Consider the following 21,935-nt stretch of genomic DNA (forward strand, 5'->3'; position numbering starts at 1 on the left):
CAAGGAGAAACTGGTGCGCAAGGACCGCAAGGTATTCAGGGTATACAAGGAGAAACTGGTGCGCAAGGACCACAAGGTATTCAAGGTATACAAGGAGAAACTGGTGCGCAAGGACCACAAGGACCTCAGGGTATACAAGGAGAAACTGGTGCACAAGGACCTCAGGGTGACCAAGGTGTAACTGGTGCGCAAGGACCACAAGGTATTCAAGGTATACAAGGAGAAACTGGTGCACAAGGACCACAAGGACCTCAGGGTGACCAAGGTGTAACTGGTGCGCAAGGACCGCAAGGACTTCAGGGACCGCAAGGTAATCAAGGGCCTCAAGGAGCACAAGGACCTACTGGTGCACAAGGTATACAAGGACCTACAGGAAGTGTTCCAAGTGGTGGTGGTTTAGATGTTATCTGGGCCGAAGAAAGTGGAGGATTAAATGTAGGGACAGGTTCAGGATTCCAGTTCTCATTTGGTAACGGTGCTACAAGTCAATCTGGTGTAGTTGTAGGGTATGAGTCAGTAGCTACTAAGCTTTCTTTCTCAAGTAGAACTGCAGCAACAGGAACTATAGAGCTGTATGTTAATGGAGTAGGAACTGGTAGAACAATTGCTGTAACCTCAGCTACTTCTAGTATAGTTAATATCACACCGTTATCGTTAGTAGAAACAGATAGAGTGACCTTTAGAACTATTGCTGATGATGGAACTGCAAGAGGTTCACAAATTGTAGTTGGTGTCGTTATACAAACTGATGGAGTTACAGGGCCTCAAGGACCTGCAGGAGATCCTGCAACTGATGACCAAGATCTTTCATTAACTGGAAATATTTTAAGCTTAACTGGAGACCCAACTCCTACTCCAGCGATCGATCTATCGACTTACTTGGATAACACTGATGATCAGACAGCATCAGAAGTTAATTCTGACACTCCTGTAGATGTTGATGGAGATGGTAATACAGAGGCAACAGTAGAAGACGTTATTCAGGATATAGCTCCTATCACGTCTAAAGCGGCAAGAATATTCTATCCTCCATCTATCGCGATCGATGCGAGTGTATTATCAGCAAATCCAGCTGCACCAGGAGATGAAAGCATTAATTTATATCAACAGTATATAGACCAATTTACGTTAGCAAATGCTGCTACTTCTGCATCAAGTGCAGGTGCACCAGGTGCTATACCAACATACGCAGCAAATGAACTATATTATTACGTTACATTTTATGACCCTACAGTATTTGCGAATGTAGCGATCGATGCTAATGGAGTTATGACATATGACATTATAGGTACTCCTTCTGACTTTAACTCATTAATTAATGTAGTTTTCGTTGTAAGGTAATTAAGTTAGAGAAGGTTTAATGAATTTAACACACAAAACATATTACCTGTTCTTAGTGCTTTTAATAGCATTACCAAACATTCATTTGTTTGGTCAGGATACTTTTTTGGATGATTTCAACCCAACAAACTACTCTGGAAATGATGGAACACAAAATTGGAATGGAGATTGGCGGGAAAACGATTTCGGTGGAACTGATCCCACAGGAGGTAGAATACTAATTAGTGGTAATCAGTTACGCTTCAGAAATTTTGATTCAGGAAGTAACCTATTTATTGTTAGAGATGTAGATTTATCTGCATATTCTGCAGCAGTATTAACATTTGATTATAACAGAAGTAGTGGAAATGAAAGTGTTGGTGCATTCTTTTTGAATACAGCTACTGGATTTTATGATCTAGCTGTAGCCACTCCTACTGGTGGAGCAGCTACTGGAAGTCTAAGTTTTAATATCCCTGCAGCATATATAAACGCAAGTTCATCCTTACTTTTCTTTTCTAATAGTGGAAACTGGGGAGGTAGTGAAACTGTTTTTATTGATAATGTTCTTATTACTGCAACTGGGTCTACACCAGAAGTCTCCATCAACGACGTTGCTGTCAATGAAGATGCAGGAACTCTAGATCTTACAGTTACTCATTCTGGAGGAACTACTGCAGGAAGTTTTACTATTGATTATAGTACTACCAATATATCTACAGTAGCAGCAGATTTTAATGGTAGTACCTCAGGTACTATTACATTTACTGGAACTAGCTTAGGAACTCAAACCATTTCTATTCCTATTTTGGATGACACACTAGCTGAACTTGCAGAAACTTTTTCGGTGAATCTAAGTAACCCGAGTGATGGTTCAGTAACTATAACAGACTCTCAAGGAATTGGAACAATCAATGCCAGTGATGCAATATCTATAACGATCGATGATATTTCTGTAAGTGAAGCGGACGGAACAGCTACCTTTACTGTAACCTCTTCAGGAGGTTCTTTACCAGGTGGGTATACTATAGATTTTGCCACTGCAAATAATACTGCTACAATTGCGGATAACGATTATACTGCATCCAGTGGTTCTTTAACATTTTCCGGAAGTTTAGGAGAGACCGAAACCATAACTGTACCTATTTTAGAAGACACGGATATAGAGGGCACAGAAACTTATTTCGTAAATTTAAGTAACCCTAGTAGTAGCTTTGTTTCAATAACAGACAATCAAGGTTTAGGAACAATTGAAGATAATGATGCAGGAATTAGTATTAACGATGTATCTGTTAATGAAAATGCAGGAAATATAACATTCACTGTTACTCTTACAGGCTCAGTCTCTGGTGGATTTAATGTTGAATACGCTACTTCAAACAACACTGCCACTGCACCTAGTGATTACACTGCTACTACAACTCCAAACCCTACTATAAGCTTTACCGGTACTGATGGAGAAACTGAAACTATTACAATCCCTATCATTGATGATAATATTGTAGAGCCAAATTCAGAAAACTTTTTAGTGACACTAAGCAACCCAAGTGTTGGATCAGTTACGCTAACAGATGCTCAAGGAATTGGGACTATTACTGATGATGATGATGCTAATATAAGTATTAACGATATTTCTGTTAATGAAACAGCTGGAACCGCAACCTTTACAGTTACACATTCAGGTGGAGGAAACATTTTGGGAGGATTTACCATAGAATATGCGACCGCTAGTAACACAGCAGTTTCTCCGGGTGATTTTACAGGAACAGGATCCCCTAACCCTACACTTTCCTTTTCAGGAACAAGTGGAGAAACTGAAACCATTGTTATTCCAATTATAAATGATATTGATGTAGAAGGAACAGAAACTTATTTTATAAACCTTATTAGTTCTAGTAATTCTTTAGTAACAATTACAGACAATCAAGGTTTAGGTACCATTATTGATGATGAAGCACCATTTATTATAACAGATACAGTAACCGATAATACCTGTAGTGGAATTTTCGTAGATAGTGGATCGATTAACGGGCAGTATAACAATAATGAAACAATTACCTATACCATTTGCCCTGATACTCCAGGAAGTTCAATCGTATTAAATTTTACTTCTTTTGATGTCGAAACTGGCTTTGACTTTTTACAAGTATATGAGGGTACATCCACCACCACACTGATTGACACATATGATAATGGTAATATCCCAACCTCGATAGTATCAACGGATCCTTCAGGATGTTTAACTTTTATCTTTGACTCGGATGGTTCTGTTACTGGAAATGGTTGGCAAGCTACTATATCTTGTAGTTCTTCGTCAAGTTTTGTAACAGTTAATAATGTTACAGTTAATGAAAACGCTGGTACTGCAACGTTTACTGCTACTCACACAGGTGCAAATGTACCTGGTGGATTTTCTGTAAACTATGCTACGTTAGATGACACTGCTTATGCTGATTCTGACTTTGTAAATACAACAGGAACATTAAACTTTTCTGGAACTTCTGGAGAAGTACAAACAATCACAGTACCTATAATCAACAATATTTTCGGAGAAAACACAGAAACTTTCTTTGTTAATTTAAGTAATTCTACTTCCCCTTTAGTAGGATTAATAAATGGTGTAGGAACTATACTAGATGATGGAGATGCAGCTGTTGGAGATGATGTTCCTCTTACTCTTTTCGAAGATTTTAATGGTTATTATGACTATGCGCTTACTGCAGGTACATTACGAACAGCAGATGAAGGTGTAGACCCTTGTTCGATAACAACCTCTTCTTCCAATACTTTAACAACTCCAATTTTAGCTGGATCTACAATAGAAAGAGCTTATTTAACTTGGGGACACTCTGGTTTGGCTGCTGATGATGTAGTTACATTTCAAGGGCAATCTGTTACCGCAGATGTAGTTAATACAGCATTTGGTTTTTACTATGGGATGGTTAGTGATGTAACCTCTATAGTTACTAGTTTACCAGATCCTTCTGCTGCAACTTATACATTTACCGATTTAGTAATCGATAACAGCACTACATATTGTGGATCGGTTGTATTTGGAGGTTGGTCTTTATATATTTTCTATACCAATCCTACCCTACCAGCTGTAAGTATTAATATGTATAATGGTTTCGACGCACAGGGAGGAGGAACAGGAGCGGTAGTAACTTCGAGTTACACTCTTGATGGTTTCTTTGCCATTGGATCGTCTGGATCCAAAACTTCTGTACTATCTTGGGAAGGAGATCCGACAAGAACTGGAAACGAAATTATATCCGTAACCACTGGGGCGGGAACCACTAATTTAACAGGAGATGGTAATAACTCACCTACCCTAGCGAATGTATTTAATTCTACCATTTATGATGATACTGCCAGTCCAGTAATTAATGATTCTTCTTTGTTTGGTTTTGATTTAGACACTTATGATATTTCATCACTTATCGCACAAGGTGAAACTACCGCAACTACAAATGTCCAGACTGCTGGAGACTTTGTAATACTTAATTCTGTATTATTAAAAGTGCCTAGTAACCTAATAACGGGAACTGTTTTCGAAGATATTAATTATCCAGGTGGCCCTGGAAGGGATTTAGCGACTTCTTCTGGTGTTGGTATCGAAGGTGTATTAGTAGAACTATATGATAATACGGGTACTTTTGTTGATTCTGACATTACAGACGCTAACGGAGATTACAATATTGGAGGAATGGCCAATGGAACCTACTCATTACGTGTCGTTAATAATACTGTAAACTCTACAAGAGGAGGAGGAACTGCGTGTGCCAATTGTTTACCTGTTCAAACTTTTAAATCAACATTTGCATCCAGCACTCTAAGTCCTGTAACCAATGAAGTAGGTGGAGCTAATCCTGCCAATGAAGATGTTGCTGCTGGAACCCTTCTAGGTGCTCAAACTGTATCTACGATTACAATAGCCAATGAAGGTGCTGTAGATGTAGATTTTGGTTTCAATTTTAACACTATTGTAAATACCAATGCTACAGGACAAGGTTCTCTTGGTCAGTTTGTAATAAATGCTAATAATTTAGATGAAACAGGATTAGATATTGAGACGAATAGTATATTCGATCCTGCTGCAGGTGAAGACGTATCTATCTTTATGATACCTCCTACTGGTGATCCATTAGGTAGAACAGCAGATGCAAACTTTGCCACGGGATTCTTTGATATCAACTTACCTAATGCAAACCCACTTGATATTATTACCGACGATTCAACACATATAGATGGAAGAACTCAAACGGCTTATTCCGGTGATACAAATGCTGGAACCGTTGGATCAGGTGGCACAAACGTTGGTGTATCTGCTACTACTTTACCAAACTATAATCTGCCTGAAATTCAGATAAGAAGAGATGGAGGAGAAATTATTAGATTACAAGCCTCTAATTTGGTAATTAGAAATTTATCAATTTATGGTGGAAACCTAAGAGGTATTCGCCAGGATTCTGGATCAGGAAATTTAGTTACTCAAAATTTATTAGGAGTAAATGCTTTAGGAGTTGTTGGTACAGTAGGTGTTGGAAGTTATCAAGATGATGGAATAGAAATAAGTGGAGGAACGGTTACTGTTGACGGTAATTATATTGCTTCCAATACAGATTTCGGAATTTCCGTTAATGGAGGAACTTCATCAATAATACAAAATAACCACATTACGAATAATGGGTTTAGAGCCTGTGAATATAACGTAAGAATTGCAAACGGAAGCGGTGTTATCATTAGAAACAATCTTATTGATGGCTCTGCAGCTACTGGAATTTTTGATAACCAAGGAAATGTAGTTATTTCTGAAAATACAATTACTACATCTGGTAGTAATAGCGGAGGCGGATGTACCGATCTCAGTGGAATCAATTTAGTACAAAGCAATTCTTCCGTAACTAATAATATTATTACCAATAATGCAGGCGCTGGAATAATTGTATCAGGTGGTACAACTTCCGGAAATCTTATATCACAAAATTCTATTTTTGCAAATGGAACTGTTTCAGATGCACTAGGTATCGATATAGCCAATGATGGAGTTACTCTTAATGATGCAGGTGATGTGGATGCAGGGCCTAACGGAAGTCTTAACTTCCCCATTTTGCAGTCTGTAACAATATCTGGAACAAACCTTAGGATAGTTGGATGGTCTAGACCTGGAGCTACCATAGAAGTCTTTTTAACCGATATTAATCAAGGTACAGCTACTGCTGGAGATAATCAACTTGGGCTTACTCAGGATTATGGTGAAGGACAAATATATCTTGGCTCTGGAGTTGAAGGAGGTGGTTCTGACTCTGATACAAACGTATCGCTTTACAATGATGCTGATGGAAGTACCGATACCACAAATAGATTTAACATCATTATACCTTTATCCTCAGCAATCCCAATAGGAAGCTTAGTTACCTCGACAGCAACTTTATCAAACTCCACCTCAGAATTTGGAAATGGAACAATCGTAGGAGGAGCTACCGTTATAACTAATAGAAAAATAACCTATAGAGTAAATCCTAACTAACAATTCCGATTTACTCTAACTATTATATCAAAAAAACAAAACGTAAACATTATAGAACCCTTATTAACTAAAAAATTGAGATCACCAAAACACTATGCATAAACATCGTCATCAATGTAACATACTCACTAAAAAATACAATTCAGGGCTTTAAAACACTCCAGAATTCTTCATTTTTTATTACCAATTTATGATCAATTTATCTGTCAATCAAACTAAATTATAGTTTGTTAGGATAATATGTTTTCAAACTTTTTGTAAGACTAAAAGTAGGCTCAAAACAGCTAATCGCGTCATAAAAACCATTCGTCGATAATAAATTGCATTTCAACGATACTTTTGGGAAAATTTTTTAGCAAAAAATTATTATGTATGAATAATTTTTTTATATTCGCAGTAACAATTTTACGGTTAACCCGTAAAAACAATATTTTGAATTTGATGCCCCTACAAAAATTCTACATAGTTGCTTTTTTATTTGCTAGTTTCTTAGCTCAAGCTCAACAATCTTTTCACAATTTTGGAAATGTACAAATACATGATCAAGGTCAAGTGGGTTTCCATATGGACTTGGAGAACGATGGTACTTTTGATCAAAATGCTGGATTTACTGGTTTTTACAATCAAAACAGCTTAACAGTATCTGGAACAAACAGACCTGTATTTAATGATGTTGAGATTGATGTACAAGATGACTTGTTTCTAGAAGTTGCTATGGGAGTTTCAAATTTCCAAGAATTTACAAATGGTAGAGTAATTACTCCTAGAGACCAAAGAGATGTTTCCTTAGATTATTTAGACGACGCTCCTTACCTAGGAGAAAATAACGATCGCTATGTAGATGGTTATGCTTCCATTACAGGAGAGTTAGATTTTACTTTTCCAATTGGTGATGATTTTCGTTTAAGACCTGCTCGTATCGAAAGTTTTGCTGCTACTAATACAGCAAAAGCAGCATATTATTTTGAAAATCCTAATTTCCCAAACTTCTTTTCTGAAAGTTTTGACACTAACGAATTCGGTGACTTACTATTTGGTATAAGCATTTTCGAATTTTGGGATGTAGATGGTGATCAAGAAACCAGAGTTACTTTAACTTGGGATGCTAACAGCAATATTCCTACTTTGGTAGAAGATTTAGAAGATCTTAGAGTTGTAGGATGGGAACCAAATTTAAGGCAATGGGTTAATCTTGGTAATGCAGGTTTCATAGGAGATCTTGATAATGGTGAGATCACATCAGAAATTATTGTACCTGATAATTACACAGTACTAACTTTTGGAACTTCTAGCGTTATCCTTGATGGCGACTTAGAAATCTTTACCGCCGTTTCACCAAATGGTGATGGATTTAACGATACTTTTGTTATTCAAGGTTTAGCTCAATTTCCAGATAATGAACTTTTTATCTATAACCGTTGGGGAGTTCTGGTTTACAATAAAAAAGGATATCACGAAGTTCAACAAACTGCAGAAGCATTTAATGGCATCTCACAAGGTAGAGCTACCATAGCAAAAGGAGAAGAACTTCCAGTAGGTACTTATTACTATGTTCTTAATGTAGAAGGTATTAAAGATAGAGCTGGTTATTTATACTTAAACAGATAATACTCTTCTTTACCATAAACAGGTTTAATAATTATTTTACAGGTTCCGTACGGATTAGGAATATTTAAACCAAACTTGTTCCGAAACTACATAATTTCATAAATCTTGTTAAAAAAAGAACTTCTCTTTTTCAAAGACCGAATTTGTTGATTATTATTTCGTAATTTCTTCTAAATAGTTTTAATTTTAGCTAAAGTTTAAAACCGATATTATTTTTTATGAAAGAAAAATCAGGAAAAATCCAGGATATTATAGATAAGAAGTTTTTAGAAGAACGTAGTGTTTTCTTATGGGGGCAGGTTGATGATAAATCTGCAAAGCATGTCATAGATAGATTGATGTATTTAGACATGATCAATGATGAAGAAATCAAACTATACATTAACAGTCCAGGTGGGTATGTTACATCGGGCTTTGCCATGTATGATACTATAAAAGCCCTAAAAAGCCCTGTATCCACCATATGTACAGGATTGGCAGCATCGATGGGGTCTATACTTCTAAGTGTTGGTGAAAAAGGTCGTAGGTTTATTCAACCAAACGCTAAAGTTATGATACATCAACCTAGTGGTGGAGCACGAGGACAAGCTTCTAACATAGAAATTCAGGCAACTGAAATTTTAAAAACTAAAGAGCTAAGTGCTCAAATTTTAGCAGACAACTGCGGACAGGACATTGAAAAAGTACTGAAAGATTTTAATCGCGACTATTGGATGGATGCTCAAGAATCTTTGGACTACGGTATTGTCGACGGGATCCTATCTTAATTGTATATAGTTAAAGCTTTATCAACTTTAATAACTTCTGGTAATTTAAACAGTTAGACATCATGAAAAGAAAAAAATTCATTGAAGTAAGTGCACTTGGAGTTATAGGCTTATCATCAGTTTCCTTTGCTGATTTACAATCTAGCATCTCCAAGAAAGATCTGATGGGTAAAGGAAACCCTGTACTTGTTGGCGAAGGATATAAACTCAGAAAAAAAGCCAACCAAGCGTTCTCAAAAATGAAAAGTGCAGCGTTACAAGAAGGTATAAAGCTAAAAGTTGTTTCTAGCTATAGAGATTACGCACACCAAAATAGAATTTGGGAACGAAAATACGAACGATACATAGCAAGTGGCCTCTCTCCTATTAAAGCTATTGAAAAAATAATTCAATACTCTACGATTCCTGGTACTTCTAGACATCATTGGGGAACTGATTTGGATATCGTAGATGGTAGTGTAAAACAACCTAGAGATGTTCTTTTAGAAAAACATTTTCATAATGGAGGCCCTTTTTCCAGATTTAAAACCTGGATGGACCATAACGCCAATGATTATGGTTTTTATTTAGTATATACCAATAAAAAAGGAAGAAAAGGATTTAAATATGAGCCATGGCATTATTCTTATGCTCCCAGTTCTGTTCCTATGCTTAAAGAATTTCGAAAATTAGATATTAAAACCGAACTTCAAAAAGCTGTTTTGATGGGTAGTACCAATTTCACTTCTAAATTCATTCAAAAATATTTGAATGAAAACATTCTTGATATCAATCCAAAATTATTGTAACACATACTAAATTTATGATATACTAGTTATATAAAACAAAGCCCTCAATCTTATGAATACCTTTTTGAAATATTTATATGTAGTATTAGCTATTGCATTCGTTACCTCATGTTCTTCTGAAGATGATGCTGACAATCTAAGTGAGCAAAACTCAGAACTTGTTAATGAATTGAATATTGCAGATGCTATCTTAACATTAGTAAATCAACATAGACAAAGTCAGGGATTATCTCCTTTATCTAAAAATAATACCGCAGAGCAATTAGCAATTGATCATACCAGATACATGATTTCAGTAGAGCAAATTAATCATGATGATTTTGCTCAAAGAAGTGATGCTCTAAATGATCAAGAAAATGCTACCGCCAGCGCAGAAAATGTGGCTAGATTTTATCAAAATGCCCAGAGCGTTGTAGATGGATGGCTTAACAGTTCTGGCCACAAAGATAATATTGAAGGTAATTATACCTATACAGGTATTGCTGCTATTAAAGATGAAAATGGTAGATACTATTATACACAACTTTTTTATCGATAACCATGCATCCGCTATGCTAGTTAGCACTACACAAGCTCAATAGCTTAATCACAAAACCTCTAGTAGTTGCTTACCAAAGATGAATAAAAACATTAATTGGTAAGCAACTTTTATATTTAGTAACTTTATACAATAGAAAACAGCCATATACTAACCAATATATAACTCCATGAGACGCGGTGGTTTAAAAATTAGAATACTCATAGGTCTGGCTATTGTAGCCTTTGCTTTCATAAAAAAGTGTAACAACAAAACACTTAATGAATATACCAATAGAGTCCAAAATATAAATATGACAACCGACCAAGAAATAGCTATTGGACTTCAAAGCGGACCAGAAATGGCAAGACAACATGGTGGTCTATATCCAGATGAGAGATTACAAAATTATGTTGACAATGTCGGAAATAAACTAGTTGACAATACTATGGCTAGAGAATCTCCTTATCGATACGAATTTCATCTATTAGCAGATCCAAATACGATTAATGCGTTTGCATTACCAGGTGGTCAAATATTTATCACTTATGCCTTATATTCAAAATTACAAAATGAAGATCAGTTGGCTGGGGTCTTAGGGCATGAGATTGGTCATGTTTTAGGAAGACATTCTGCAGAACGTATTGCAGAACATGAATTCTGGAAAACCATTTCTACCGGAGCTTCAGTTGGTGCAGACGCTGGTGGATTAGTTAGTGGAATTGGACAGAATATTTTACTCGGAAATGGTAGGGATGATGAGTTAGAAAGTGATAAACTAGGAGTACTATTTATGATAAAATCAGGTTATAACCCACAGGAAATGGTTGGGGTTATGGAAATACTAAAAAAAGCTGCTGGCCCTAATCGAACTCCAGAATTTCAAAGTACGCATCCTGATCCTGATAACCGCATCGAAAAAATACAAGAAGCTATTGAAGAATATAGTATACAATAAAAAAGCTTCGATTAGTGAGAACTAATCGAAGCTTTTTTTATTCAAGTTTTGTCCTTGAAAATAGAATACCTAAGACATTTCTTTTAAGACCTCCATAGCTTCCTTAGCATTTGCTAACTCTGCGAGTTTCATAGCTGTATTACCTTGATTATCTTTTGCACCTACAACAGCTCCTTTTCCTACTAATAACCTAATAACATCTGCTCGATTATAACGTGCTGCATACATTAATGGTGTTTTTCCGCCTATTCTTAGGTTTACATCGCTTCCATCTTCTATCATTTTTGCCACAGTTTCTAAATCACCTTTAATCACAGCCTTAAAAAAAGGATCTATGTCATTATTCGTGAGTTCATAGTCATGAATATCCAAAACCTGTAATTCTTCTGAAGCGAAGCTTACGGAACTGATAAAAAGAATCATCAGTACTGTCATAATTGATGTTTTCATAATGTTGTGAATTATTATAGTTAGTAAATGAATTTAACTTTAGAAGCCCTAAAAGGCATCTTAACTTCTTACAAGTAATTAATTTACAGATAATTATTTAATAATTCACTTAAAATTTTAATAATATTTTAAAAAATTAACTTATTAATAATACATATTTAAATTAAAGGTAAAATAGTTACAGAAAACCTGAGAGATAATCTTTTGATCACAAATCTCTTTTTTAAAATCTAACAAAAATTAAATTATCATTATCAAAACCCCATGAATTATATGAATTACTTATTTTAATGATCTATGAAAAGAATCTATTATTACTTCCTCAAAAAAAACTGAAAATTAGCGCTATTGATAACAAAAAATTAAGGTTTAACAACCATCCGTTTTTGGGCACTTCTATTCTATATTGTACATTAGCTTCCTATTCTGATTTCAGATAATATGAGATTTCTAATTGAACATACACCAAAATCATCTTAAGAAAAATGAACAAAAAAGTAATCCTAATGATTCTTGATGGATGGGGAACTTCACCAGACCCAAAAGTTTCTGCTATTGACAATGCTAAAACTCCATTCATAGATAGCTTATATACTAAATACCCTAATGCTGCTTTACGAACCGATGGTCTTCATGTTGGACTTCCAGATGGTCAAATGGGAAACAGCGAAGTAGGGCATATGAATTTAGGTGCTGGAAGAATTGTATATCAAGATTTGGCTAAAATAAATATGGCCATCCAAAACAATACACTCAAAGATGAACCTGCTTTAATCGATGCATTGAACTATGCAAAAGAAAATGACAAAAATGTTCATTTATTAGGATTGGTTAGTGATGGTGGTGTTCATTCTCATATTAATCATATAAAAGGTCTGTTAGATGTAGCACATTCTAAGGGCTTAGAAAATGTATTCTTACATGCATTTACAGATGGTAGAGATGTTGATCCAAAATCAGGAATTGGTCATATACGAGATATTCAGGAACATATGACTAAAACTACTGGTAAATTAGCTTCTGTAGTAGGTAGATATTATGCCATGGATAGAGATAAAAGGTGGGAACGCGTAAAACTAGCTTACGATCTTATTGTTAATGGTATAGGAACGACCTCTTCTAACATCATAGAAAGTATCCAGAAAAATTATGACGGCGACATTACAGATGAGTTCATAAAACCAATCGCTTTAGTAGAAGGGGATACTCCTGTAGCAACTATTAAAGAGAATGATGTTGTTCTATTCTTTAATTTTAGAACAGATAGAGGACGAGAACTCACAGAGATGTTATCACAATCAGATATGCCAGATTACGACACCAAAAAGTTACCGTTATATTATGTAACTATGACAAACTATGATGAAAATTTTAAGGACATCAAAGTTATCTATGATAAAGATAATATTACTGAAACTTTAGGAGAAGTATTATCTAAAGCTGGTAAGAAGCAAATTCGTATTGCTGAAACGGAAAAATATCCACATGTTACATTTTTCTTTTCTGGAGGCCAAGAAGAACCATTCGAAGGAGAATCCAGAATTCTTAGAAATTCTCCAAAAGTTGCCACTTATGACCTGAAACCAGAAATGAGTGCTTATGAACTTAGGGATGCCCTTGTTCCGGAACTACAAAAAGGAGATACCGATTTTGTATGTTTAAATTTTGCGAATGGTGATATGGTTGGACATACGGGAGTAATGGATGCTGCTATAAAAGCTTGCAAGGCGGTAGATGAATGCGTAAAAGATGTAGTTACAAATGGTTTAGAAAATGGATATACTACCATTTTAATTGCCGACCATGGTAATTGTGAAACTATGATTAATCCTGATGGATCTCCTCATACGGCGCACACCACTAATCCAGTACCAATGATCATGATAGATAAAGAAGAAATAAAAGTAAAGGATGGAGTATTAGGCGATATTGCTCCAACTATCTTAGACTTGATAGGTATTGAACAACCTGAGGCAATGACTCAAAAAACATTGTTGGTAAAATAAAAACAAATCCATAAAATAAAGATGAGTTCTCAATCATAGACTCATCTTTATTTATGATTCATTGTTGTAAAGATAAAATACATATCTGTTTATTTTATTAATTAATGTATTTATCTTCTTAGCGCATACGCTGATCCTTGAGCAAGCTCATTGATAAAGTTAGCACACATTTTAAAACTGAACTGAAAAAAGGGGTATAAATACTTCATGACTATATTATTTTAAATTATACCCTAAAATTAATCAGTATTCCTCGCTAGAATTTATTTTTTCGACAAGTCATATCTGAACAAAGATTAAATGCTGTTTTCATAAGATAAATGAAAAAGCACTTATTAACCCAACACTCATTTTAGTATCTTTAAAGTAATTTTATAAATATCTATAGAATTACACGCAGCGTATTCCTGAATTCTCAGTTATATTTTATGAGAGTAAGCACTAACCCTTATTCATGAATAAACAAGAGCAAGGCAAACTGGTAAAAGCTTGTAAAAAGAACGACCGGTATGCCATGGAAAAAATATATAATACTTTTATGCCGAGAATGCTCGCGGTAAGTCTGCGCTATTGTAAAAACAGATCAGACGCAGAAGACATTGTTCAGGAAGCCTTTATTAAAGTATTTAAAAACATAAAAAGATATAAGGATCAAGGGACATTAGGAAGTTGGATCGAAAGAATTGTAATTAATTGTGCTATTGATCACTGGCATAAAATAAAAAAAACAGTACTTGTAGATAATTCAGAACTGATAGAAGAACGAGAAACCCATGAATTAAATGAAATAGAACAAGAAGAATTAGCCAAACAGCTATCCACAGAAAAACTTAGAAACCTTATTAATGATTTACCAGAACAATATAGATATGTATTAAACCTTTATGCTATAGAAGGATATTCACATAAAGAAATTGGAAAGATTTTAAAGATTAAAGAGAGTACCTCTAGATCTAATTATACAAGAGCAAGAAAAAAGCTTTTAGAGAACATGAGAGCTCAAGGAATAAAAAAATATTAGTTATTCGGCAGAAATAGGAATAAAATGAAACAAGATAAAGATCTTTTTAAAGAACTTTTACAGTCAAAATTTAAGGATGATACAGTTGTGTCTTCCAGGGATAATTTTGACCAAATTTTCGATGCTGTTCAGGATAAACCGGATGACAAAAAATTATTTTACTGGTACGCTATTGGTATTATTCTCTTGATGTCTATTGGGGTATTTACTCTCTATTATTTTAAAAATATTAAAACTACTAAAGAAAAAGAGGTCACTACTGAGATATCAACTCCTACAGAAAACAAAAATCTCGTTTCAAAACCAGTAGACAGTGTATATAATAAAGATGAAAAAGAAATTACAGTCGATACGCTAGTAAAGCCTATTCAAGTCCACCAAAAAAATCAAATCCCGAATAAAGTAGATGTTACCACGCTGAAAGCGGAAGATGAAATTATTGAAAAAGGAGTAATTACAATTACCTACACTGCATCCAGCAAATACGCATCCACAGAAAAAACTAAATACAATCAGCTACCAGATTCGAGCACTATAGTAGTTAGAAAAAACAGTAAAGTAAACTTCACCGCCACCAAACAAGGATTTCGTAGAGCGGATATTAATGGAATTGTATTTTTTAATGTAAAAGACAACGAAAATCAACCATTCATCATTTTCGGAAAACATTGTAAAATACAAGTTACTGGCAATTCATTTGCTATTCATTCTGATGCCCAAGCTGATGTAATGACACTGATACGTGGTACCGCAAAAGTAGTACACAATAAAACCAAACAAATAAAAGATTTAACTCCTGGAGAAAGCCTGAAAGCTGATAATAATGGAATCACAACACTCAAAAAAGCGCCAAATCAATTCGCCTGGAAAACTAAAGAACTAAATTATAATAACGCTCTTGTAAACTTGGTTATTCAAGACTTAGGAGACAATTATGATGCTAAAATCATACTCAAAAATCGCGACATTCTTAACTGTAGATATTCCGGTACTTTTACCGACGACAATATCGCAGATATCTTAAAAGAACTAACGGCTTCTTTGAAATTAAAGTTATCTAAAAAAGACGGCATATTCTTAATAGAAGGAAAAGGTTGTGATCTATAATCTGCCTTTAAAAGCTTTAAATAACATCATATCAATTTGAAATAAAACGAAGATCATTTCTTATTATTCATAGAAGAAAGACGTGTTGTTAGAAAATATTAGCAGATAGTATTCCATTTAATAGCATTAACAGCCAACAAATCAAATAAGTACTGATGAACGTGTATTAAACTAAACCATTTAGACAACATAAATTCCTTGTAAGATATCAAACTCCAAAAGACAACACTTTATTAATTCTGAAGAATAGAGAAATAAAGATCATAATAAAACCTTCATACTAGAATATATAAAACTAAGTAGCTTTCTAAAAAAAGCGCATAAAAAAACTGCTTGAAAATAATCTCAAGCAGTTCTTAAATTTAACTAAACTATCTATTATAAATCAAAAACAATAGATTCTCCATTATCTCCAGTGAGTACAACTTCTTTGTCACAAGACCCATCTCCAAAATCTATATTGAAATTAACTCCAAAACTACTAGAGAAATCCAATGATCCTTGTACTGGATATTTTAAGAAAGTAGGGCGACCAAAACAGGCTACTTTATACACTAGTGGATTACCACTAACCGATTCAGATTTCATAAAATAGGTTTGTGTAATCCCTTCTATTAAAGAAGATTCTTCTAAAGTAATTACTTCATCTGCAGTAAACCTATTCTCGAATGTAAAATTTCTATTTGCCGTATAACGGTAAGAATCACCATCAGGCTCGGTAATAACACCATCGATAATTACATCAAAAACTTTTGTCGTTTCTGTACTTAAATCTGCATTTTGTTCTGCTACTCTATATCCATCAAAACTATAACCTTCATCTCCTCTTACATTCTTAAAAACGGTAGAATCTTTCCACTTTTCCTGAAACACTCCTGCTACATAATATTCTAATCTTCCGGTCCAATCATCAAACTGACATTGTTCTTCGGTATAATTTAAGACCATCTTGCTATAGTAATCATAGTTTGCAAACCCAGGTATAGGGTTTTCATTATAGGCAATCAATAATTCTAATGATGCGCAACTGTTAGAAGAACTCTTAGAAGAAGCTTGAACTTCATTAAACGCCTGTTCTGAAATTAGGTCAAAACTATCCATAGCTCCATCTAAGCTATTATACATTTCAAAATTTTCTTTATCAGAATTCTGGATAGCTATAGTATCATCCATATCCTCTACAGCACAACTCGCGATTAATCCTAAAGCTACAATACAAATCAATAATTTTTTCATGGTTTACTTTTTTTAATGAATTTTACAATGGGTTTTCTATTACTAAAACCTGAAAACTCAAAAACGCTGCGTACTTTTTTGTTTTTTATGTTTTTCTTTTCCTTTTTTTTTTAAAAGCCTTTAAACACAAGGGATTTCAAGGATACTTTTTTTTTAAAAAAAAATATACATAATATCTTAATTCTTATAATTTTAGTAGCAAATCCTTGAAATTAACACCCACAGATATCAGAAAATTTTACCAAATCATATTAAAGTTAGATCCATCGGTTGAATCTTAATATTCTTTGTAAATTTGCCTTCCCATAACAAAGGATACTATGATCATAACTAAATCACGTGAAGAAATTGAACTAATGCGCGAAAGTGCATTAATTGTATCTAAAACCCTTGGAATGCTTGCGAAAGAGGTAAAACCAGGAGTTACCACATTACAATTAGATAAATTAGCGGAAGAGTTTATAAGAGATCATGGTGCGATTCCAGGGTTTTTGGGATTGTATGATTTTCCGAATACGCTTTGTATGAGTCCGAATGCACAAGTAGTTCATGGTATTCCTAATAATACTCCACTTGAGGAAGGCGATATCATTTCGATTGATTGCGGAGCTATTAAGAATGATTTTTATGGAGATCATGCCTATACATTTCCAGTTGGAGAAATTGCTCCGGAAGTAGCACAACTTCTAAAAATCACCAAAGAATCTTTGTATAAAGGTATCGCAGAGCTAAGAGTTGGAAAACGAGTGGGCGATGTTGGATATGCTATTCAACAATATACAGAAGAAGCTGGTTATGGTGTCGTAAGAGAATTGGTAGGACACGGATTAGGTCGTAAAATGCATGAAGATCCTGAAATGCCAAATTATGGAAGACGAGGAAGAGGCAAAAAGTTTGTAGAAGGAATGGTAGTTGCCATAGAACCCATGATTAATATGGGAACACAGCGTATCAAACAATTACGAGATGGTTGGACAATCCTAACCGCTGATGGAAAACCAAGTGCGCATTTTGAGCATGATGTTGCGATTATTGACGGTAAACCAGAAATACTTTCTACATTTAAATATATCTATCAGGCTTTAGGTATTGAATCTGATGAGGAAGATGCTTTTAGACAAGAATTATTAGTAGTTTAGTTTTTTTTATTATTTCACAAAGATTCACTAAGAATTCACGAAGGATCTCCAAGAAGAATGACAGAAGACGAAATATCTAAAATTGTAATTGGATGTGCTATAGAAGTTCATAAAAATCTTGGACCAGGCTTATTTGAATCTGCTTATCAGGAGTGTTTGTGTTATGAATTAAAAAAAAGAGGATTAAAAATCCATAAAGAAAAACCATTACCAGTAGTATACAAAGAAATTAAACTGGACCAAGGTTACCGAATTGATATCTTAGTAGAAAACAAAGTTGTTATAGAATTAAAAACGGTAGAATATTTTACGGATGTTCATTCTGCACAAATTCTCACGTACTTAAAACTCGGAGAATATAAACTTGGACTTCTTATTAATTTCCATGTAAGTTTGCTTAAAAATGGAATAAAACGTTTTATAATGTAAACTTTGAGAAACTTTGGGTTTTCTTAGTGTCCTTTGCGTAATTCTACATTTATGAAAAAACTCTTCAAATTCATATTAAATACCATACCTAGACCTATATTAATTCGTCTTAGCTATTTGGTTCGACCTGTCATTTCTTTTTTCCTAAAAGGAAACACTTTTACGGATCCAATTGACGAGAAAAGCTTTTCGAAGTTTCTTCCTTATGGATATGGTAACCAAAGAGAAAATGTACTTTCTCCATCAACACTATCATTAGAGCGCCATAGATTATTATGGTTATATCTTAAAAATGAAACGGATTTTTTCACTAAAAAACATAAAGTTTTACATTTTGCTCCGGAACAAGCTTTTTATAAAAGGTTTAGAAGATTAAAAAACCTTGAATACACTACTACAGACTTAAACTCACCACTTGCAGATGTTAAGGCAGATATTTGCAATCTTCCTTTTGCTTCAAATGAATATGATATTATCTTTTGCAATCATGTATTAGAACATATTCCTGATGATACCAAAGCTATGCAGGAATTATTGAGAGTACTTAAGCCAGGTGGAATGGCTATTTTACAAATACCTCAAGACCTTAGCAGAGATATCACCTTCGAAGATAATAGTATTACTGATCCAAAAGAACGTGCAAAGATTTTTGGGCAATACGATCATGTAAGAGTGTACGGTAAAGATTATTTCGATAAACTAAGATCCATAGGTTTTAAAGTAGAAGAAGTTGACTACACAAATAGACTTACTGAAGAAGAAGTAGTTAAATACTGTCTTGCTCCTGGAGAAATACTACCAGTTTGTTCGAAATAGTAACTCAGTTTCTAAGAAACATTTTTTCTTATATTTCTTCTACTCGGCAATATCAATTCTTTATACAAAGGATCATTTTCAATCAATTGAATTAAATATTCTTTACATTCGAATTTTCTTTTTCGAACGTACCCTTCAGAATAATTAGTAAGTTTAGATATTTCTTTCATGCTCTTTCCTTCAAAAAACAAAAAAAGTATATTCTTACACTTACAATTAAGACTTAACAAATGCTTTCGGTATAATTGCTCTTGTTCTTTTACCTCTGCATCTTCGAGAATGGAAGGCTCCAACTCTAATGCAATTTCATTGATTTTTCCACAACAAGAAACTTTCCCAGCTCTGCGTAGTTTACTAATCCACAAATTTCTACAGATACTATAAAAATAGGTATGAATCGAACACCGCAAATGTAATGTCTCTTCCTTTTTTAAAAACTGATATAAGGAAATTAAAGCATCCTGAAAGATGTCTTCGGCATCATTCTCATTTCCAGAATTGCGAGTAATATAACTGAGAATAATAGTAAAATTTCTGTTATAAAAACTTTTTAAGACTTGCGGATCTCCATTTCGGATACCTTGAAAAATAGTGCTTTCATCATGTTGCCCCATATTGATGAATTAATTAGTTAGTTAATACCCCCATTTTATCAGTATCAATTTTTGTTCCATTGTTACATAAAAAGTAGGCTTCTCTACAAAAGACGAATTAAAAAGCAACTATGTTGCTAATTATACTATCGATTTTGCATTACACCTTAAAACTAATTGGAGCACCTATCAAAAGAAAACCAAAATTAGGGAACTCGTATCTTCAATGAGTAAACTAATGATCAGAATAACTAATTCACTTAATCTGGAAAACCATTAACAGCAAGTGTTGTTATTTCTTTTTGATCATTTTCGTAAATGAAGTATACTTTTATTTCGGGATGTGCGCTTAAAAAATCTTTCGATTTTTCTAATCCCATAGACATTAAAGCTGTGGCGTATGCATCCGCTTCCATACAACTTTTTGCAAGAACAGAAACACTAAGTATGTTTGATTTAGAAGGATATCCCGTTTGAGTATTGATTATATGAGCATATCGATTCCCGTTTTCGTCTATTTTAAACTTACGATAGCTTCCAGAAGTTGCCATAGCTCCTTCTTGTAAAGTAATAACCTTGCTATAAGACTGAGTATTATCAAAATTAGGGTCCTCTACTCCTATTCGCCAAGGCTTTTCTTTGATCAAATTACTTCCTTTACCTCTAATTTCGCCACCAATTTCAACTAAATAATTTTCTATATTTTTAGTTTCTAAAAACTCCGCAAAAACATCCACTGCATATCCTTTTGCTAAAGCATTAAAATCAATAAATGTATTAGGGTATTGTTTTACAATTTTATCATTTTGTAAACTAACCTTATCCAATCCTACAGAAACTAACAAGCTATCTATTTTAAGACTATCTAGTGCTATTATCTTCCCTTCTGGACCAAAATCCCATGCATTTACTAAAACACCTATAGTAGGGTCAAAAACACCATCTGTTTGTTTGTATATCTTTTTTGACGCTTGAAATACTTTCTTAAAATGATTATCGACCACTATCGTAGTATCTCCACTATTAATTTTAGATATATCAGAATCCTTTTGATAGGTTGACATAGAGGTATTGATAACAGCAACGATACTATCATAAGATGCAGAAAGATCAATTTCTTTAGGAGCTATAAACTGAACAGAAAATGATGTTCCAAAAGCGTTTCCATTGGTATAGTTTAAATGATTTTTTGGAGTTTGTTTACAAGAAAATTGACTTATAAAAAGGAATAAAAAAAGAAGGCTTCTCATTATAAAAAAATTAATTGAGATGTGTTTCTACAACTTGCAGTCCAGCATATTCTAACACATATTCTTCATTCAAAAAAACGGGCTTATTTGGGTTTTCCGAGTTTTGTAATCCCACCCCAGCATAAAACACTTTAGCTTCTTGTTCTCTGGCATGTTTCTTAAAAGCTTCCATCCAAATCATATCATAATTATGAGGGTTATCTGGATACGCAATCGCTTTGACAATTACAAAATAGCGCTGATTAGATTTATCGATACATACGAACTGCGGATGCTTCCCTAATTTGCTATTAATAGCAATAAATTCATAACCTTTCTTCTCTAAATCTTCTCCAACAATATTCATTGCTAGATTATGCAACTCTTGTTTCGTTAAAATTCTGGACATAATATTGCAAAG

General features: G+C 34.1%; 17 protein-coding genes and 1 pseudogene. 13 read left to right on the top strand and 5 right to left on the bottom strand.

Annotated features, from left to right (window positions below; genetic code table 11):
• The 7 genes and pseudogenes from Q1A73_RS05375 to Q1A73_RS05405 form a co-directional block, all read left to right on the top strand.
• Positions 1-1,341: pseudogene (locus Q1A73_RS05375) on the top strand (hypothetical protein); the annotation flags it as partial.
• 19 nt (positions 1,342-1,360) lie between these two features.
• Positions 1,361-6,850, top strand: coding sequence for a Calx-beta domain-containing protein (locus Q1A73_RS05380; RefSeq protein WP_299602635.1), 5,490 nt, complete (start codon positions 1,361-1,363; stop codon positions 6,848-6,850).
• 372 nt (positions 6,851-7,222) lie between these two features.
• Complete coding sequence (locus Q1A73_RS05385) at positions 7,223-8,458, top strand: gliding motility-associated C-terminal domain-containing protein (RefSeq protein WP_299602637.1); 1,236 nt, start codon at positions 7,223-7,225, stop codon at positions 8,456-8,458.
• A gap of 218 nt (positions 8,459-8,676) precedes the next feature.
• Positions 8,677-9,225 carry an ATP-dependent Clp protease proteolytic subunit gene (locus tag Q1A73_RS05390; RefSeq protein WP_299602640.1) on the top strand — a complete coding sequence of 183 codons (549 nt, stop codon included), beginning with the start codon at positions 8,677-8,679 and terminating at the stop codon, positions 9,223-9,225.
• 62 nt (positions 9,226-9,287) lie between these two features.
• Positions 9,288-10,013: a M15 family metallopeptidase gene (locus Q1A73_RS05395; RefSeq protein ID WP_299602642.1), complete on the top strand. Its 726-nt coding sequence runs from the start codon at positions 9,288-9,290 to the stop codon at positions 10,011-10,013.
• 52 nt (positions 10,014-10,065) lie between these two features.
• On the top strand, positions 10,066-10,551 hold the full coding sequence (locus Q1A73_RS05400) for a CAP domain-containing protein (protein ID WP_299602644.1): 486 nt from the start codon (positions 10,066-10,068) through the stop codon (positions 10,549-10,551).
• Between the two features lie 169 nt (positions 10,552-10,720).
• On the top strand, positions 10,721-11,488 hold the full coding sequence (locus tag Q1A73_RS05405; RefSeq protein WP_299602646.1) for a M48 family metalloprotease: 768 nt from the start codon (positions 10,721-10,723) through the stop codon (positions 11,486-11,488).
• Positions 11,489-11,557: 69 nt separating this feature from the next.
• On the opposite strand, the gene Q1A73_RS05410 is transcribed toward Q1A73_RS05405, so the two are convergent.
• Positions 11,558-11,938, bottom strand: coding sequence for an ankyrin repeat domain-containing protein (locus Q1A73_RS05410; RefSeq protein ID WP_299602649.1), 381 nt, complete (start codon positions 11,936-11,938; stop codon positions 11,558-11,560).
• 485 nt (positions 11,939-12,423) lie between these two features.
• On the opposite strand from Q1A73_RS05410, the gene gpmI reads away from it, so the two are divergent.
• The 3 genes from gpmI (at position 12,424) to Q1A73_RS05425 (ending at position 16,072) form a co-directional block, all read left to right on the top strand.
• Positions 12,424-13,944, top strand: coding sequence for a 2,3-bisphosphoglycerate-independent phosphoglycerate mutase (gene gpmI / locus Q1A73_RS05415; RefSeq protein ID WP_299602652.1), 1,521 nt, complete (start codon positions 12,424-12,426; stop codon positions 13,942-13,944).
• A gap of 454 nt (positions 13,945-14,398) precedes the next feature.
• On the top strand, positions 14,399-14,965 hold the full coding sequence (locus Q1A73_RS05420; protein WP_299602655.1) for an RNA polymerase sigma factor: 567 nt from the start codon (positions 14,399-14,401) through the stop codon (positions 14,963-14,965).
• A gap of 24 nt (positions 14,966-14,989) precedes the next feature.
• Entirely contained in the window at positions 14,990-16,072 is a 1,083-nt protein-coding gene (locus Q1A73_RS05425) for a FecR family protein (RefSeq protein WP_299602658.1), read from the top strand.
• A 378-nt stretch (positions 16,073-16,450) separates the two neighbouring features.
• On the opposite strand, the gene Q1A73_RS05430 is transcribed toward Q1A73_RS05425, so the two are convergent.
• Entirely contained in the window at positions 16,451-17,308 is an 858-nt protein-coding gene (locus Q1A73_RS05430) for a hypothetical protein (RefSeq protein ID WP_299602660.1), read from the bottom strand.
• A gap of 320 nt (positions 17,309-17,628) precedes the next feature.
• Between Q1A73_RS05430 and map the strand changes: the two genes are divergently transcribed.
• The 3 genes from map to Q1A73_RS05445 are packed head-to-tail and all read left to right on the top strand — an operon-like array spanning position 17,629 to position 19,692.
• Positions 17,629-18,447, top strand: a complete 819-nt coding sequence (gene map / locus Q1A73_RS05435) for a type I methionyl aminopeptidase (RefSeq protein ID WP_299602662.1) — start codon at positions 17,629-17,631, stop codon at positions 18,445-18,447.
• Between the two features lie 57 nt (positions 18,448-18,504).
• On the top strand, positions 18,505-18,876 hold the full coding sequence (locus Q1A73_RS05440) for a GxxExxY protein (protein ID WP_299602664.1): 372 nt from the start codon (positions 18,505-18,507) through the stop codon (positions 18,874-18,876).
• Between the two features lie 51 nt (positions 18,877-18,927).
• The gene (locus Q1A73_RS05445; RefSeq protein ID WP_299602666.1) at positions 18,928-19,692 is read left to right on the top strand and encodes a class I SAM-dependent methyltransferase; all 765 of its coding nucleotides are present in this window, start codon (positions 18,928-18,930) and stop codon (positions 19,690-19,692) included.
• Positions 19,693-19,703: 11 nt separating this feature from the next.
• Here the strand turns inward: Q1A73_RS05445 and Q1A73_RS05450 are convergent, their stop codons facing one another.
• The 3 genes from Q1A73_RS05450 to Q1A73_RS05460 all read right to left on the bottom strand — a co-directional run bounded on the left by Q1A73_RS05450 (position 19,704) and on the right by Q1A73_RS05460 (position 21,923).
• Positions 19,704-20,306, bottom strand: coding sequence for a sigma-70 family RNA polymerase sigma factor (locus tag Q1A73_RS05450; protein ID WP_299602668.1), 603 nt, complete (start codon positions 20,304-20,306; stop codon positions 19,704-19,706).
• A gap of 239 nt (positions 20,307-20,545) precedes the next feature.
• On the bottom strand, positions 20,546-21,535 hold the full coding sequence (locus tag Q1A73_RS05455) for an FAD:protein FMN transferase (protein ID WP_299602670.1): 990 nt from the start codon (positions 21,533-21,535) through the stop codon (positions 20,546-20,548).
• Positions 21,536-21,545: 10 nt separating this feature from the next.
• Positions 21,546-21,923 carry a Na(+)-translocating NADH-quinone reductase subunit F gene (locus tag Q1A73_RS05460; protein WP_299602673.1) on the bottom strand — a complete coding sequence of 126 codons (378 nt, stop codon included), beginning with the start codon at positions 21,921-21,923 and terminating at the stop codon, positions 21,546-21,548.
• Between the last annotated feature and the right edge of the window lie 12 nt (positions 21,924-21,935).

The sequence above is a fragment of the uncultured Aquimarina sp. genome (genome assembly GCF_947492115.1).
Taxonomy (GTDB): Bacteria; Bacteroidota; Bacteroidia; order Flavobacteriales; family Flavobacteriaceae; genus Aquimarina.

Excerpts from the sequence above, each read along its gene's own strand:
- Q1A73_RS05380 (WP_299602635.1), top strand. The coding sequence starts at position 1,361 with ATGAATTTAACACACAAAACATATTACCTGTTCTTAGTGCTTTTAATA.
- Q1A73_RS05385 (WP_299602637.1), top strand. The coding sequence starts at position 7,223 with ATGAATAATTTTTTTATATTCGCAGTAACAATTTTACGGTTAACCCGT.
- Q1A73_RS05390 (WP_299602640.1), top strand. The coding sequence starts at position 8,677 with ATGAAAGAAAAATCAGGAAAAATCCAGGATATTATAGATAAGAAGTTT.
- Q1A73_RS05395 (WP_299602642.1), top strand. The coding sequence starts at position 9,288 with ATGAAAAGAAAAAAATTCATTGAAGTAAGTGCACTTGGAGTTATAGGC.
- Q1A73_RS05400 (WP_299602644.1), top strand. The coding sequence starts at position 10,066 with ATGAATACCTTTTTGAAATATTTATATGTAGTATTAGCTATTGCATTC.
- Q1A73_RS05405 (WP_299602646.1), top strand. The coding sequence starts at position 10,721 with ATGAGACGCGGTGGTTTAAAAATTAGAATACTCATAGGTCTGGCTATT.
- Q1A73_RS05410 (WP_299602649.1), bottom strand. The coding sequence starts at position 11,938 with ATGAAAACATCAATTATGACAGTACTGATGATTCTTTTTATCAGTTCC.
- gpmI (WP_299602652.1), top strand. The coding sequence starts at position 12,424 with ATGAACAAAAAAGTAATCCTAATGATTCTTGATGGATGGGGAACTTCA.
- Q1A73_RS05420 (WP_299602655.1), top strand. The coding sequence starts at position 14,399 with ATGAATAAACAAGAGCAAGGCAAACTGGTAAAAGCTTGTAAAAAGAAC.
- Q1A73_RS05425 (WP_299602658.1), top strand. The coding sequence starts at position 14,990 with ATGAAACAAGATAAAGATCTTTTTAAAGAACTTTTACAGTCAAAATTT.
- Q1A73_RS05430 (WP_299602660.1), bottom strand. The coding sequence starts at position 17,308 with ATGAAAAAATTATTGATTTGTATTGTAGCTTTAGGATTAATCGCGAGT.
- map (WP_299602662.1), top strand. The coding sequence starts at position 17,629 with ATGATCATAACTAAATCACGTGAAGAAATTGAACTAATGCGCGAAAGT.
- Q1A73_RS05440 (WP_299602664.1), top strand. The coding sequence starts at position 18,505 with ATGACAGAAGACGAAATATCTAAAATTGTAATTGGATGTGCTATAGAA.
- Q1A73_RS05445 (WP_299602666.1), top strand. The coding sequence starts at position 18,928 with ATGAAAAAACTCTTCAAATTCATATTAAATACCATACCTAGACCTATA.
- Q1A73_RS05450 (WP_299602668.1), bottom strand. The coding sequence starts at position 20,306 with ATGGGGCAACATGATGAAAGCACTATTTTTCAAGGTATCCGAAATGGA.
- Q1A73_RS05455 (WP_299602670.1), bottom strand. The coding sequence starts at position 21,535 with ATGAGAAGCCTTCTTTTTTTATTCCTTTTTATAAGTCAATTTTCTTGT.
- Q1A73_RS05460 (WP_299602673.1), bottom strand. The coding sequence starts at position 21,923 with ATGTCCAGAATTTTAACGAAACAAGAGTTGCATAATCTAGCAATGAAT.